This window comes from Olegusella massiliensis, from assembly GCF_900078545.1.
Taxonomy (GTDB): domain Bacteria; phylum Actinomycetota; class Coriobacteriia; order Coriobacteriales; family Atopobiaceae; genus Olegusella; species Olegusella massiliensis.
Genome location: NZ_FLLS01000002.1, coordinates 1,560,431 through 1,575,162 on the forward strand (window position 1 = coordinate 1,560,431; position 14,732 = coordinate 1,575,162).

General features: G+C 47.8%; 14 protein-coding genes. 13 read left to right on the forward strand and 1 reads right to left on the reverse strand.

Annotated features, from left to right (window positions below; all coding sequences use genetic code 11):
* Positions 1–19: 19 nt before the first annotated feature.
* Complete coding sequence (locus tag BN4314_RS07075) at positions 20–931, reverse strand: aldose 1-epimerase family protein (RefSeq protein WP_068540519.1); 912 nt, start codon at positions 929–931, stop codon at positions 20–22.
* Positions 932–1,067: 136 nt separating this feature from the next.
* On the opposite strand from BN4314_RS07075, the gene BN4314_RS07080 reads away from it, so the two are divergent.
* The 13 genes from BN4314_RS07080 (at position 1,068) to thrS (ending at position 14,717) form a co-directional block, all read left to right on the forward strand.
* Positions 1,068–2,276, forward strand: a complete 1,209-nt coding sequence (locus BN4314_RS07080; RefSeq protein WP_068540521.1) for a MalY/PatB family protein — start codon at positions 1,068–1,070, stop codon at positions 2,274–2,276.
* Positions 2,277–2,421: 145 nt separating this feature from the next.
* Positions 2,422–4,134 carry a gluzincin family metallopeptidase gene (locus tag BN4314_RS07085; protein ID WP_068540523.1) on the forward strand — a complete coding sequence of 571 codons (1,713 nt, stop codon included), beginning with the start codon at positions 2,422–2,424 and terminating at the stop codon, positions 4,132–4,134.
* A 79-nt stretch (positions 4,135–4,213) separates the two neighbouring features.
* Positions 4,214–4,855: a 4'-phosphopantetheinyl transferase family protein gene (locus BN4314_RS07090; RefSeq protein WP_187369564.1), complete on the forward strand. Its 642-nt coding sequence runs from the start codon at positions 4,214–4,216 to the stop codon at positions 4,853–4,855.
* Entirely contained in the window at positions 4,842–5,462 is a 621-nt protein-coding gene (locus BN4314_RS07095) for a 5-formyltetrahydrofolate cyclo-ligase (RefSeq protein WP_068540527.1), read from the forward strand. The genes BN4314_RS07090 and BN4314_RS07095 overlap by 14 nt, the downstream gene beginning before the upstream one ends.
* Before the next feature lie 220 nt (positions 5,463–5,682).
* Positions 5,683–5,823, forward strand: coding sequence for a hypothetical protein (locus tag BN4314_RS08130; RefSeq protein WP_021735491.1), 141 nt, complete (start codon positions 5,683–5,685; stop codon positions 5,821–5,823).
* 240 nt (positions 5,824–6,063) lie between these two features.
* Positions 6,064–6,414, forward strand: a complete 351-nt coding sequence (locus BN4314_RS07100) for a hypothetical protein (RefSeq protein ID WP_021735282.1) — start codon at positions 6,064–6,066, stop codon at positions 6,412–6,414.
* 300 nt (positions 6,415–6,714) lie between these two features.
* Positions 6,715–8,379 (forward strand): formate--tetrahydrofolate ligase, encoded by a 1,665-nt coding sequence (locus BN4314_RS07105; RefSeq protein WP_068540529.1) that lies wholly within the window; start codon positions 6,715–6,717, stop codon positions 8,377–8,379.
* 61 nt (positions 8,380–8,440) lie between these two features.
* Positions 8,441–9,067: a cyclodeaminase/cyclohydrolase family protein gene (locus BN4314_RS07110; RefSeq protein WP_068540531.1), complete on the forward strand. Its 627-nt coding sequence runs from the start codon at positions 8,441–8,443 to the stop codon at positions 9,065–9,067.
* A gap of 2 nt (positions 9,068–9,069) precedes the next feature.
* Positions 9,070–9,924 (forward strand): bifunctional 5,10-methylenetetrahydrofolate dehydrogenase/5,10-methenyltetrahydrofolate cyclohydrolase, encoded by an 855-nt coding sequence (locus tag BN4314_RS07115; protein ID WP_068540533.1) that lies wholly within the window; start codon positions 9,070–9,072, stop codon positions 9,922–9,924.
* On the forward strand, positions 9,925–10,542 hold the full coding sequence (gene folE, locus BN4314_RS07120; protein ID WP_021735447.1) for a GTP cyclohydrolase I FolE: 618 nt from the start codon (positions 9,925–9,927) through the stop codon (positions 10,540–10,542). It abuts the gene before it with no gap.
* Between the two features lie 9 nt (positions 10,543–10,551).
* A complete protein-coding gene (locus BN4314_RS07125; RefSeq protein WP_068540535.1) occupies positions 10,552–11,988 on the forward strand; it encodes a bifunctional folylpolyglutamate synthase/dihydrofolate synthase in 1,437 nt (478 codons plus the stop codon).
* Between the two features lie 115 nt (positions 11,989–12,103).
* Entirely contained in the window at positions 12,104–12,535 is a 432-nt protein-coding gene (locus BN4314_RS07130) for a double zinc ribbon domain-containing protein (protein ID WP_021735337.1), read from the forward strand.
* 421 nt (positions 12,536–12,956) lie between these two features.
* Complete coding sequence (gene thrS, locus BN4314_RS07135) at positions 12,957–14,717, forward strand: threonine--tRNA ligase (RefSeq protein ID WP_068540537.1); 1,761 nt, start codon at positions 12,957–12,959, stop codon at positions 14,715–14,717.
* Positions 14,718–14,732: the final 15 nt, after the last annotated feature.

Consider the following 14,732-nt stretch of genomic DNA (forward strand, 5'->3'; position numbering starts at 1 on the left):
TGCCGCGCTATGACTCTGTTTAAAGCAAGGTTATAGTAAAAGCGCGCTCAATAGTCTTGCCAGGTTCTGCTATGAGACAGCCTTGCTTGTGCTCAAGTGTGTCATCTTCATCGGTACGTGTTGCAGTACCTGTCCATGGCTCAATGGCGACAAAAGGTGCATCTCCCGTCTCACAGCCAGGAGACCAGATGCCCAAATAGGGAAATCCCTCAAAATCCAGACGCAGTACAGGCTTATCGGCGCCATCTACCAAGGTGACACGAGAATCAGGCGTGCCTTCCAATTCGATGGTGTCATAGCAAAAAAGCTTTCGGTCTAAAGGAAGTTTATCTGCCTTATCAACAAGGGGCGTTTTAATCTGATAGTCCCAAAGACCCTCATCACTCACCCCAGGCGAAACATAAGACCAAGGCCGTGTAAAACGCAATGCATAGTCTCCCCAAGCACCCCTATGCTGCGGCGCAGGAACATTAAACGCGGGGTGTCCACCGACTGAAAAGGGGAGCGGATTAGCTCCTGTATTAGTGACAGAAAAGCTCTGGCGTAGGGTATCTACCGCTCCGCCATCCACACTTGCTTTAAGGCTATAGCTCATGCGCAGGACAAAGGGGTAGGGGAAAGCAGCCATAGTATCTGCGTCAGAGCAAAGCTCGAGCGTTACGGCATCTGTGCTCTGCTCAGCTACCGTAAAGTCTTTGAGACGTGCAATACCGTGTCGGCCCATATGGCAGCAACCTGCTGCACTCTGAGCCTGGTCGTTGCGAATGCTACCGACAATTGGGAAGAGTACGGGAGCGTGACGACCCCACCAGCGCTCATCGGCTTGCCACAAAAATTCATCGTCTCCTCGCCGCAGGCTTGAAAGCTCAGCTCCGTGTAGTTTTACGTGTGCAGAAAGATTGCCCGAAGTAATTGCAACAACATTGGACATATGAACTCCTTCTTTGTGTGAGTGGCAGGATTTTCTTTTTGCGCCCTACATGCTTTGTAGTCATTCTAGAATGAGCACAAAGAAAGTGACACTATGCAAGTTAAAGATTTGTCTCTGTAGAAAGGAAGTGCCTCAGATGTCGGCATATGATTTCACCACGGTTTATGAGCGTCGTGGTCACGATGCAACTGCATATGATGCTGCTGGAAAAGAGGTCTGGGGTTTTGAGCCTGCTGCTCCCAAGCAAGGTTTTGACTTTATCCCGATGTGGGTAGCCGATATGAATTTTGCAACTTGTCCTGCAGTCACAGATGCTATTGCAAAACGCCTCGCACATCCATTGTTTGGATATTTCCAGCCGAGCGATGCCTATTACCAGGCAATTTGTGACTGGCGTCGTCCTGGGCATCCCACTATCACACCTGAGCTTATTGGCTATGAGAATGGTGTGCATGGTTTTATTACTTCAGCCATCCAAACGCTTACCCAGCCAGGGGACAATATTTTGCTGCACAGCCCTGTCTATGTGGGTTTTCGCTCTGATGTAGAAGGCATAGGTCGTCATAGTGTTTATAGTCCACTTTACCGTGATGAGCAGGGCATCTGGCGTATGGATTATGAAGATATGGCTCGAAAGATTGCAGAAAATAACATTAAAGTTGCCATTTTCTGCTCACCCCACAATCCTTGCGGTCGCGTTTGGGAGTATGAAGAACTCAAGGCTGCCATGGCTGTTTTTGAGGCTGCAAATATTAGCGTTATCAGCGATGAAATCTGGGCTGACTTGGTATTTTCAGGTCATAGGCATATACCTACACAAATGGTATCTTCTTGGGCTCGCGAACATGTTGTTGCGGCATATGCGCCAAGCAAAACGTTTAATCTTGCAGGCCTTATTGGTAGCTATCACGTGATTTATAACGAGAACCTGCGACAGCAGATTAGTGAATTTGGTGAGAAAACCCACTATAACGAGATGAACGTCCTTTCTATGCATGCCCTTATTGGCGGCTATTCTTCGCAAGGTCATGAGTGGAAAGACCAGCTTATGAATGTCATCGAAGACAACGCGCGCCTTTTTATTGACTATATCGAAACACATTTTGATGGCGTGAGCTGTGCGATGCCTCAGGGTACCTACATGCTTTTCTTGGACTGTACGCAGTATTGTGAGCGACATGCTTGCACAATTGATGATGTCCTGCAGGCAGGTTGGGATGTGGGTGTAGGTTGGCAGGATGGCCGTCATTTTGAGGGACCTTGTCATATCCGTATAAACCTTGCATCACCCCGTTCACTTATTGAAGAAGCGCTTGTGCGAATAAAAAATTATGTCTTTGTGTAATCTTTCTTTTAGCCTCATATGAGGCCCTATGGGAGGATGAATGAAGGCTCTGCTCACAAAGGCTTCTATATAGCGTCGCCTTGCCAGCAAAACGATACGGTCGCGTGTCAAAAACTATGCGTTGACACGTTGAGGAGGACTAACGATGTTTCGAGCATTTCGCACACAGTCGAGGCTGTCAGCTGTAGTGCATAAATATAAAGCGGCTGGTTTTGTGTGGCGCTTTGCTTTTGCAAGCTTAGTGGCTTTGCTTACGTTTGGCTTGACAACAAGTTGCAGTGTTATGGGCGTGAGTCATGATGATTCAGCAGCTCAGTCAAGTCAGCTTTCGGCAACGCGTCCTATGGTGGTTCCACACTACAAAAAATTCGATACAAAGAGCTTTCAAAAGGCTTGTGACAAACTTACTAAACTTGCAAAAGCCGGAGATGAGGCGGCAGTTATCAAGCAATACGATGTGCTCTATAACAAGCTTGCCAAGCTTGACGACAATGCCAATGCCGCCTATCTTGCGTATTGCTCAAATATAAATGATGAGACTCGTTCAAAACAATTTACTGAGGCTCAACTGGATTCGGACAACTGTCATAACGCGGCAAATCTGGCATTTGCTGCTGTCTGCAAAGGCTCTTGTGCCCAGACTTTCAAAAAGCATGTAGGTCAGGTGGCCTTTGATTATTACACACAGTCTGAAGAGTCCAGCAAACGTGAGCTTGACCTTGACAAACAGGAGGCCAAACTTAAGGAGGAGTATTTCTCGGCAATAAACGAAGCCGATCAAGACGAATTGACGCCCACCGAGCTTAATGAAAAGGTTGGGCCTATCTTTGTTAAGCTGGTTAAAATCCGCACTGAGCTGGCAAAACTTAATGGTTATGATAACTATGCCGATCTTGCCGATGATGTGTATTTGCGTGACTATGAACCCGAGGATCTTAAAAAGCTTTATGCGGCTGTCAAAAAGATCGGTCCACGTTTCTTTGAGCTTTATTATGGAAGTGATGCTTCGTTTGCTTTTACCGAAGAGGCGCCCGAGCAAGATCTTGCAACGACCCTTAATAAACTTCAATCAGCTGGCAGCAAGATTGATCCAGTTGTGAGCGATTCGGTTGAGCTGCTCAAAAAACATCATCTTTTTGATATCGGCGGCGATGACGATCGCATGGATGGTGCCTTTACAACGGTTTTTGTTGAAAATCAGGTACCGTTTATCTATATGAAGGCTGATGGTGTGACCGATCTACAGACACTGTCACACGAGATTGGTCATTTTACTGATTACCGCCTTAATGCATCGCCCAATAATTTGGTATATGGCGGCGGCAATCTTGATATCTCTGAGATTCAAGCAAATGGTCTTCAAGCTCTTTTTACCAATTTTTATGATGAAATATATGGTGGGGAACTTGGTAAAAAGGCAGCAAGCGCCAACCTTATGGATCAGTTGACCAATGTGATGGATGGTTGTATCTATGACGAATTTCAGCGTGAAGTTTATACACATCCTGATATGACTTTGGATGAAATTAACAAGTGCTATGCGCGCATTGCGAGTGAATATGGCGATGAAACCGACGATGAAAACGCTTATTGGTGGCAATATGTGAGCCATACCTTTGATTCGCCGCTCTACTATGTGAGTTATGCCACCAGTGGTATTGCAGCACTGCAACTTTGGGATAACAGCCAAACTGACTTTAAGGGTGCGTGCAAGACTTGGCGAGAAATTATCGATGCAGGTTGCTACAACTATGGTTATCGCGAACTCATGGCAAAGGTCAAGCTCATTGATCTCACGGATACTCATAAAGTGAGCAAGACCTGCAGCGATGTGTTGGATTATATCGAGAGGCTATAGTGTGGCAGGCGTGGCTCCAAAGACAGTGAAGGTAGACCTCTATGTATTACATACAGAAGGTTTAGAGAAACTGTGGCAAGTGCGGCCTGCACCGCTTCTTTCTACTGCTTGTGCAAAGGCTGAGCATCTCTTAAGTTTGCAAACCCCACGCGCAACAGCTGCAGGGTTAGGTGTATTTGGTGCTGCCTTACTTTTAAGTGCTGTGCTTGGTATTAGTGATGCAAAACAACTCCGCTTTGGGGAGTATGGCAAGCCTTATCTTGTAAGTGGTAGTCCTCAATTTAACCTTTCAGATGCTGACAATTTAGTAGTTTTGGGCGTATGCGAAGAAGAACTCGGAGTAGATGTTGCACCTGTCATGAAAAACATCTCTGACCGGGCTCTCTTTGCCTTGGGACGAGCGCTTGGTATACCTCACAAAAAGGGCGATGAGCCGAGTGCGCAGCTACAAGAATTGGCATCAGATCCGATACATTTTGCACGCCAGTGGGCTCGTATCGAAGCAGTGCTCAAAGCGCAGGGTACGGGTTTTGGCATGGATTCGTCTATCTATTTACCGTGGATGAACGAATGGCAACTTGCTTATCTCAACTACGCAACATCGGTTATTTGTGTGGCGACAGCACAGTGCGCACAGCTCTGCTTGCATGAATTTGATGCAGATGCATGGGTGGCAAGTTTAAAGCCGAGCTTTGAGGGGTGTGTGTATGGAAGGCAATGAGATGATGGCGCGAAAAAAAGAACTGAGAACGCAGCTCATCCAGCTACGTAAAAGTTTGTCTTATGATGAGCGCGCCCGTATTGATACGCTTATCGCTAAAAATGTGGTAGCTACAGCTGAGTGGCGCAACTCTGCTTTGATTTTGACGTACCTTTCGGTCAATGAAGAGGTTGATACGCGCGAACTAATTGAACTCGCGTGGCAGGCAGGAAAGACCGTTGCGATTCCTCGCGTTATTCCTCATACCCGTCTGATGGACTGGTATCGCATTCAAGATTTCAATCAGTTAGAAAAAAGTAAGTTTGGCATCCTAGAGCCTTTGGCAGATCCAAAGAATCTGATTCGTCTTTCTGATGAAGGCGTATTTGGTATTCCGTCTTTGGCTCTTGTGCCTGGATTGAGCTTTGATCTGGCAGGCTATCGTATGGGTTATGGCGGCGGCTTTTATGACAGCTTACTCGCAAGTTTTGCAGGTTACTCTGTTGGTCTTTGTCGTGAAATTCAGTTGCGAGATAGTTTGGCAGATTTACGCGTTATTGATATCCATGATCAAGCTGTAGAACTTGTTGTGAGTGAGCAGCGAACTCTGAGGATAAACGCTGAGTAGCTGCCCTGTTAACTCAGATGCATAGGTATACCGTCGTGTTTCTCTGAAAAAGGAGCGCACGGATTTTGTGGTTTTGTATACGTATAAACGTAACAAAATATTTTTGTGTTAATTACTAAAAGAAACAGTAGAAAAAATGTAATAGCAGATAAAACGCCGTGTTATAGTGGGTATGTAAGTTACGAGAATGTTACGGCGGCGGTAGAGAAGGATGGTTCATATGGTAATCATCGCTTTTGTTTTTGCTTTGTTTATTGGTGGACTCGTTCTTTCTGCAGTTCCCTGCAGTACCACATCTGAAAGTGCGGATCAGCCAGACTATCACTATGTTCCTTATGCAGGAGATATCTGGAAGGCATAAGTCTGTAGTACCAACATAATTGAGATTTCATTTAGACCCTATTTGCGAGGCGTCACACCCATAGTGTCGTCTCATTTTTTTACTCACCATATGCCGCAGGCGCTCTGGAATCGTTTTGGCCGATTTGCTTTAACATGGGCATGAGTCTTTTTTAGAAGCAGGGTAGTATCCAGATGAACTGCGTTTTTGCAGCTAGCTGTTACGATATATATTTTGATTGAAAAGTATAGGAGAGCTTCCATGCCTATAGATGTACAAGCACTACGCGATGATTTGCTAGACCTCAAGCTTAAGTCAGTTCTTATTTTAGGTTCATCTGAGGTGATGCGCACCAAACAGGTAAAGGGCCCACTCGCATTGGCGCACCTTGCAGTTCTTACTCCCAGTGATGAAGAAAAAGCATGGCTTGAGGCGGTGATAAAGACAGGCGTTGAAAATGCTGATACCGAGCACTTTAAACGACTTGTAGATCATGCGGCAGAACATGGGTCTCAACTTGCCGTTATTCTCGACCCGACCTTAATGAAATTGGCAAGCATATCGCAGTTAAAGACAGCTGTTTTGGATGCAACTAAGTATCTGAAAGATTAGATTTTATTGAGGTGAAAGGGTCATTATCGACCTTCATAGTAGGGCGGTAGTGTTGGACTGCCTCTTGAAGGTGTTAGCCTCCTTACGGGTATTGATTGCATTATTGGTGGTCAACGTAGATGTCCCAACACCATTTGTAATGCGGCGATTACTAAGAATAATTCAACATGACAAGACAGGTGAACCGCTTAAACGGTATGTCAAGAATTAGGCATAAAAAGATTTGGACTTATCTGTACTATTAACAGATGAGATTGACATACGTTTTGTCTCATCTGTAAAGAAGGGGAGTTTGCAACTATGGCCAAGTCCGATATTGAGATTGCCCAAGAAGCAGAAATAAAACCAATCAAAGAGATTGCTGCAAAGCTGGGTTTAACCGATGATGAGCTCATTCCCTACGGTCACTTTATGGCCAAAGTTGATGTGAGCAAGCTCGCAGACAAGCCTAAGAAGGCCAAACTCATCCTTGTGACTGCCATCAATCCCACGCCTGCAGGTGAGGGTAAAACGACCACTTCGGTTGGTCTTGCCGATGCAATGAACCGCCTAGGTTACAACACGGTTCTTGCTCTGCGTGAGCCTTCGTTAGGCCCTGTTTTTGGCGTTAAGGGCGGTGCTGCGGGTGGTGGCTATGCCCAGGTCATCCCCATGGAAAACATCAATTTGCATTTTACTGGTGACTTCCATGCTATCGAAAACGCTAACAATCTTTTGGCAGCCATGCTGGATAATCACATCAAGCAAGGCAACGAGTTGAACATCGATCCTCGTCGTATCGTGTGGAAACGCGCGATGGATATGAATGACCGACAGCTTCGTCAGATTGTTGATGGCATGGGCGGGGTTGCCAATGGTATGCCACGCCAAGATGGCTTTGATATTACCGTCGCCTCAGAGGTAATGGCCGTGTTCTGCTTGGCAACAAGTTTGTCGGATCTCAAAGAGCGTCTTGGTCGCATTGTGGTTGCCTATACCTATGACCGCAAGCCCGTATGCGCACATCAGCTTAAGGCCGAAGGCGCGATGACTGCATTGCTCAAGGATGCTATCAGTCCGAACCTTGTGCAGACACTTGAGCACAATCCTGCTTTTGTTCATGGTGGCCCCTTTGCCAATATTGCACATGGCTGCAATTCGGTATCCGCTACCACTACGGCAATGCAGTTGGGCGACTATGTTGTTACCGAAGCTGGCTTTGGTGCTGATCTTGGTGCTGAGAAGTTCTGTGATATCAAGTGCCGTTTGGCAGATCTTTCACCTGACGCCTGTGTGGTTGTCGCTACCGTCCGCGCGCTTAAACATCACGGTGGGGTCGCAAAAGCTGATCTGAACAGTGAGAATCTCGAGGCACTTGAGGCAGGTCTTCCCAACCTTTTGCAGCATGTTGACAACATGAAAAATGTTTATGGCCTACCTGTAGTCGTGGCTCTTAATGCCTTCCCAACGGACACCAGAGCCGAGCTCGACCTCGTCGAGGCAAAATGCAAGGAATTGGGCGTTAACGTTGCGCTCTCTGAAGTCTGGGCGCAGGGAGGCAAAGGTGGCGAGGCGCTTGCGCGCGAGGTTGTGCGTCTTTGCGACGAACCTTCGGACTTCCACTTTAGTTATGAGCTCGGAAATATCAAAGATACTATCAATGCTATTGCTTGTCGTGTCTACCACGCCGATGGCGTGGACTTCACGACGGCCGCAGAAAAGCAGATCAAGCAGCTTGAGGACCAGGGCTTTAGCAATATGCCCGTATGCATGGCAAAGACCCAGTATTCTTTTAGTGACGATCAGACCAAACTTGGTGCCCCCAAGAATTTCCGTATTACTGTGCGTAATGTCAAGGTATCTGCAGGTGCGGGCTTTATTGTAGCGCTCACAGGCGACATCATGACCATGCCAGGCTTGCCCAAACATCCTGCAGCAGAAAATATCGATGTTGATGAAAATGGCAACATCGTAGGTTTGTTCTAAATGTATCAAGAGTGCAGAAGTTTCAATCTGCACTCTTTTCTCTCAATTTGAGGTGGACTTCATGACAGAACAACTGAGCACACTTAGTTGTCGCGATTTTGCTGCGGTATTAGCTTCAAAGCAGCCCGTGCCGGGAGGCGGGGGAGCAGCAGCTCTGGTGGGTGCACTTTCTGCAGCACTCTGTTCAATGGTGGGCAATTTCACCACAGGTAAAAAGCGCTATGCCGAGGTAGAGGCAGACATCCAACGTATGCTTGTGGACGCCGGAGAGCTCCGTGAAAAATTACTTAATCTCGTTGATGATGACGCTATTGCTTTTGAGCCGCTTTCGCGCGCCTATACAATTCCCAAAGAAGATCCTCAGCGTATAGCAATTCTCGAGGCGGCTACCCAAGATGCGTGTAAGGCCCCACTTGAGATGATGCATGTATGTGCCCAGACCATTGACCTTCTTGATGAGATGGGGCAAAAGGGCTCACGCATGCTTCTTTCTGATGTAGCGTGTGGTGCTTATTTTGCTGTTGCTGCGCTGCAGAGTGCGGCTCTTAATGTTTTTGTGAATACCAAGCCGTTTCGTTCACATGACTGGGCAATTGCCGTCGAGAATGATGCGAAAACATTGTTGGATATGTACCCCGAGCGGGGCAACTTAGTTGCTCGAAAGATATTTGACCAACTAAAGAGGTAAAAATGGCAAAGCTATTACAAGGTGCGCCCGTAGCTGCTGCGTTGACCGAAAAGCTCCAGCTGCGTACCGCGCTGCTCAAAGAACAGGGTATTACACCTACTTTAGCAATCGTGCGGGTAGGTGAGCGTGCAGATGACCTTTCCTATGAGCGTGGAATTCTTAAACGTGCTGAGAAGATAGGGCTGGGTGTTTGTCAGTTCATCCTGCCTCTTGACTGCAGTCAAGAGGAGCTACTCAAGGTGATTGGTGAGGTAAATACGCGCGATGATATTCATGGATGTTTGATGTTTCGTCCGCTGCCTGCCCATTTGGATGAAACGTGCGCTTGTGAGCTTCTTGATATAAGCAAGGACATTGACTGCATTACGATGGGCTCACTTGCTGGTGTTTTTGCCTCGCGTCCCGAAGGCTTTCCGCCTTGTACCGCAGAGGCAGTTGTGCGCTTGCTCGAGTATTACGGCTATGAGCTTCGTGGAGCCGATATTTGCGTTGTTGGACGTTCTCTTGTGATTGGCAAACCCGTATCTATGATGCTTCAGGCAAAAAATGCGACGGTGACCATGTGTCATACAAAAACACGCAACTTAGCCGAGCATTGCCGTGCCGCAGACATTTTGGTGGTTGCCGCAGGTCATGCAAAAACCATTGGCGCTGCTTTTGTGCACGAAAATCAGATTGTTGTTGATGTTGGTATTAATTGGGATACTAATGCGGCAAAACTTGTCGGTGACGTAGACTTTGAAGCTGTTGAATCCCTTGTTGCGGCAATCACGCCTGTGCCAGGAGGTGTTGGTTCTGTGACGACGGCAGTGCTGGCGCAGCATGTGGTCGAAGCAGCTGAGAGGACGGTAGCCTAGATGGCTGACGAACAAACATATACGCAGATGGCAGGGCAGGCTACCAGCAAGATTGATCGTCCTCGTGCTGAAGCCGCCATCCGCGAACTACTCTATGCGATAGGGGAAGATCCTCATCGCGAGGGTCTGCAGGGTACTCCCGATCGTGTGGCGCGTGCCTGCGAAGAACTTTTTGCTGGTCTATCTGATGATCCTGCCCGTTACTTGCGCAAGCAGTTCCAAGAAGACCATAACGAAGAGATGGTTATCGTGCGGGATATCCCATTTCACTCTATGTGTGAACATCATCTTTTGCCCTTTATTGGTAAGGCACACGTTGCCTACATTCCACGCGCAGGTCGCATTACGGGTCTTTCCAAAATTGCTCGCTGTGTGGCGGGCTTTGCGGCGCGTCCACAGGTACAAGAACGTCTGACAGCAGAAGTAGCTGATGCAATGGTAGCCGAGCTTAATCCCTTGGGCGTGATGGTGGTTATCGAAGCAGAGCATACCTGTATGACCATGAGGGGTGTCCGTGCCGCAGGTGCCGTGACGGTAACCTCCTCGGTCCGTGGTTGTTTTAAGCAAAACGAAAAAACTCGCACTGAAGCGCTGCGCCTTTTGGGTGTAAGCCATTAGGGGGTAGCCATGGCTTATTCTCTTCCTTTTGAGGTTATAAACTGGGATTATGAGCAAGCGCTTGATCAGCTGCATCGGGCGCTACATTTTGGTATTCAACCCATGCTCGAAACCGTTATCGATATGCTTGCTGAGCTGGGAAATCCTGATTTATGCTTCGATGCTTTGCAAATCGCTGGCACTAATGGCAAAACCAGCACGGCACGTTATACCGCAGCCATTCTTATGGGCGAAGGCCTTAGCTGTGCTTTGTATACCTCACCAGGCCTTACGAGTTATACCGACCGTATGGAAATTGGTGGACATACCGTATCCAAGGAGAGCTTTGCACATGGTCTTTCGGCAGCAGCTCAGGCAGGCATGCGTGTTAATGCGCGTCGCAAGCAAGCAAAAGAGCGTCCTTATGACATTACAGAGTTTGACCTTATTACGGTAGCCGCAGCGGTTGTTTTTGCTGAAGCTGATGTTGATGTGGTGGTACTGGAATGTGGCATGGGTGGTAGATGGGATGCTACTTCTGCCTACGGCAATATCACTAACTGTGCAATTACGGGTATCGGTCTAGATCATATGGCAGTACTCGGTGATACTCTCGAAAAGATTGCTGCAGAAAAGGCTGCCATTATTAAGACTGGTCGCAGCTGTGTACTTGGTGTGGGAACAGCGACTCCTTCGAGCGTCGAAGATGTTTTTCTTGCGCAGTGTCAGGCGCAAAACGTTATACCTAGCCTAGTGCGTCCTGAGCGGCTGATTGATGCGAGAGGCCTTTTGCATCCCGGCACTCTTGCAGTACATGAGACGCTGCCTCATGTACGCTATCGCATTTCTCGGCATGCTGAGCGTGTGGGTGGCTCGATGGTGATGGATATAACGAGTACTCGAGCGAACTATCAGGATATTTCTGCACTCAAACCTGACTATCAAGCGGCAAATATCTGCTGTGCGGTACAGCTTGCCGAAGACTATCTTGACCATGCACTGGATGAAGATAAACTTTATGATTCAGTTGTAAGTTGTCCCACGCCTGGACGCTTTGATGTCTACCGGACAAATCCTCTGGTATTGGTGGATGCAAGTCATAACCCCCAGTCCATCGCTGCGTTTATTGCAGCAATACAAGCTATCGAAGCCGATGTCTCCAAACGCCCTGCTTTGCTTTGTGCAATTTTTGCTGACAAGAATTACCAAGAAGTTGTGCACCTCCTTGCCCCTGAATTCCCTGAGATTTATTGCACGCAGACAGATTCTTTGCGAGCATTGCCAGCACCTGAGCTTGCCGCGTGCTTTGAGCAGGCAGGAAAAAAAGTGAGTGCTATCTATTCCACCACAGCAGAAGCGCTTACGTCGCTTGCTGATGCTCACCAAGACTGTGTTTGCTGTGGCACCATCACACTGGCAGGAGAGATTGCGGCCCTACTTGGTCATCCTGTACCGCCAAAGCACTAATTTCATATGCCTATCTTGTACAACTCGGTCAGCAATTGTTGTTGTGCCTATTTAAATGGACGCCTTTTGCTATTATGATTCGAGCAACTAACGCCGTTGAAAGGCTGCCGTAGTCATGTCTGAGCTTATGAATCAAATTATTACGCCCGAAGTGCGCATGGTTTTGTACCTCTTCGTCGCTTGCATCGTGATGCTTTACATCCTCTCGATTGTTTATGTCATTCGTGATGCGCAACGTCGTGGAGCTGAGCCTTGGTGGCTGTGGGCCATTATTTCGGTCATTCCTATAGTCGGTCTTTTGGCCTACGTTATTCTTCGTCCATCCAGCTATCTGGTAGATCGAGAAGAGCAGGACTTGGATATTGCTCTGCGTGAGCATCAGCTGTCTCACTATGGCATTTGCCCTAAGTGCGGGGCTCCCATTGACCGTGACTTTGTTGTTTGCCCCATCTGCAACACACAGGTGCGCAACGTCTGTCCAACTTGTCACCGTCCTTTAAATGCTGACTGGAAAGTGTGCCCTTATTGCCGTACGCATATCCAGTAAAGGTAAAATACAGATACTTTTAGACACCCGCTTTCAAGCGGGTGTTTTTTTAGCTCCGGCGTTGCCTTGGATCATACAGAAAGTAAAGTTTCTTGCTTTGACCTCAAAAATCTTTTCTGAGCGGAACACCGCTGTATACGTGCATCAGGAAAGTGGTATTACGCCAGAAAATATGGCGGCGCTGTTGCATCTGTGTAGAGTGTTGTAAAGTAAGACAGTCTGTGTATGTCGTTTAGCCGGGAGGCAAGAAGTATGTGGCATCCTTGGGGATATTGCCCCACGATGAAAAACAACTCAATGAAGCCTCTTGAAGAAATCATGCGCACGCCAACTATCTAGGCGCCTGCCTCTTGATACGGCCTTTTGGTCGCGGGCAAGCGCCTTGGTATTGTTGAATTTTATTTGCAGGGAGAGGTTTTCCATGAAGGTTCTTTTTAACGATGGTCATGTGGATGAGATTCCCGCTGAGGAGGAGCTCCACGTTATCCGTCATACGGCAGCACATATCCTGGCAGAAGCGGTAAAGTCGCTCTATCCCCAAGCTCACTTTGGTTATGGTCCTGCCAATGAGAATGGCTTTTATTACGACATTGACCTTGGCGATACCAAAATTTCCGAAGATGATTTGCCTGCCATTGAAGCGCAGATGCGTGCAATTACCAAGGCCAACGAAAAGATTTCGACCTTTGAGCTACCTCGTGGTGAGGCTATTGAGCTTATGCAGGAACGCGGTGAGAAGTACAAGGTCGAGCATATCGGTGATTTGCCTGAGGATGCACGCATTACCTTCTATCAGCAGGGCGACTATATTGATATGTGTGTTGGTCCTCACCTCATGTATACCAAAGGACTCAAAGCGTTCAAGCTTACTGCTGTTTCCGGTGCTTATTGGAAAGCTGATGCCAACAACAAGATGCTTACGCGTATTAGCGGTACTGCTTTCCGTAATAAAGAAGAGCTTGCCGAGCATGAGCGTCTCATTGAAGAGGCCAAGAAGCGCGATCATCGTAAGATTGGCGCCGAGATGGAACTCTTTATGATGGCAGACGAGGGTCCAGGTTTTCCTTTCTGGCTTCCCAATGGCATGCTGCTTAAGAATTCCCTCATGGATTATTGGCATGAGATGCAGATGAGCCATGGTTATGATGAGGTCCAAACGCCAATTATTTTGTCCCGCAAGCTGTGGGAAACCTCAGGTCACTGGGACCATTACAAAGAAAATATGTATACCACCAAGATTGACGATGAAGATTTTGCCGTCAAGCCTATGAACTGTCCTGGTGCCTGCCTCATTTACAAGAGCAAGCCTCGCAGCTATCGTGACTTGCCTCTCAAGCTTGCAGAAGCAGGACTTGACCACCGCCATGAGCTCCGTGGCGCGCTCCATGGTCTTTTCCGTGTCCGCTCCTTCACACAGGATGATGCGCACCTCTTCATTCGCCCTGATCAAATTACCGAGCAGGTTACTGATACGGCGCATCTGATTACTGCTTATTACGAGCAATTTGGCTTCCCTTATCGCGTTGAGCTTTCTACCCGTCCTGCTGACTCAATGGGTTCGGATGAAGATTGGGAGCGTGCCGAGGCGGGTCTTAAGGATGCCCTTGAGAAGCTTGGTGTTGACTACAAGCTCAACCCAGGCGATGGCGCTTTCTATGGACCCAAGATTGATTTTCATCTAGAGGATTGTTTGGGCCGTGAGTGGCAGTGCGGTACCATCCAGCTTGACTTCCAACTTCCACAAAACTTTGAGTTGGAATACACCACCGCTGATGGCAGCAAGCAGCGCCCCATCATGATTCATCGTGCAGGCTTTGGCAGTTTTGAGCGCTTTATTGGCATGTTGACCGAGCAGTATGCAGGCAAGTTCCCCACGTGGCTCTCTCCTTGCCAAGTCAAGATTTTGCCTGTCTCTCAAAAAACCCGTGAGTATGCTCACCAGGTCGCCGATGTGCTTCGCGATGCCCGTATTCGTGTCAAGGTGGATGACCGTGACGAGAAGATAGGCTATAAGATTCGTGAAGCGCGTGGCATCGATCGTGTGCCTTACATGCTGATTTTGGGTGAACAGGAGCGTGATGGCGAATATATTTCTGTTCGTGATCGCAGCAATGAAACCCACCAGAGCCAGCTTGATGACTTTGTTAGCGCAATTACCGCTGAGATTTCTGCGCGCAACTAAAGAGTAGGTAAGGAT

Bases quoted from the DNA above. Each gene is read 5' to 3' on its own strand.
- BN4314_RS07100 (WP_021735282.1), top strand. From the start codon at position 6,064: ATGCCTATAGATGTACAAGCACTACGCGATGATTTGCTAGACCTCAAG.
- BN4314_RS07130 (WP_021735337.1), top strand. From the start codon at position 12,104: ATGTCTGAGCTTATGAATCAAATTATTACGCCCGAAGTGCGCATGGTT.
- BN4314_RS07075 (WP_068540519.1), bottom strand. From the start codon at position 931: ATGTCCAATGTTGTTGCAATTACTTCGGGCAATCTTTCTGCACACGTA.
- BN4314_RS07105 (WP_068540529.1), top strand. From the start codon at position 6,715: ATGGCCAAGTCCGATATTGAGATTGCCCAAGAAGCAGAAATAAAACCA.
- BN4314_RS07110 (WP_068540531.1), top strand. From the start codon at position 8,441: ATGACAGAACAACTGAGCACACTTAGTTGTCGCGATTTTGCTGCGGTA.
- BN4314_RS07095 (WP_068540527.1), top strand. From the start codon at position 4,842: ATGGAAGGCAATGAGATGATGGCGCGAAAAAAAGAACTGAGAACGCAG.
- folE (WP_021735447.1), top strand. From the start codon at position 9,925: ATGGCTGACGAACAAACATATACGCAGATGGCAGGGCAGGCTACCAGC.
- BN4314_RS07085 (WP_068540523.1), top strand. From the start codon at position 2,422: ATGTTTCGAGCATTTCGCACACAGTCGAGGCTGTCAGCTGTAGTGCAT.
- BN4314_RS07125 (WP_068540535.1), top strand. From the start codon at position 10,552: ATGGCTTATTCTCTTCCTTTTGAGGTTATAAACTGGGATTATGAGCAA.
- BN4314_RS07080 (WP_068540521.1), top strand. From the start codon at position 1,068: ATGTCGGCATATGATTTCACCACGGTTTATGAGCGTCGTGGTCACGAT.
- BN4314_RS08130 (WP_021735491.1), top strand. From the start codon at position 5,683: ATGGTAATCATCGCTTTTGTTTTTGCTTTGTTTATTGGTGGACTCGTT.
- BN4314_RS07115 (WP_068540533.1), top strand. From the start codon at position 9,070: ATGGCAAAGCTATTACAAGGTGCGCCCGTAGCTGCTGCGTTGACCGAA.
- thrS (WP_068540537.1), top strand. From the start codon at position 12,957: ATGAAGGTTCTTTTTAACGATGGTCATGTGGATGAGATTCCCGCTGAG.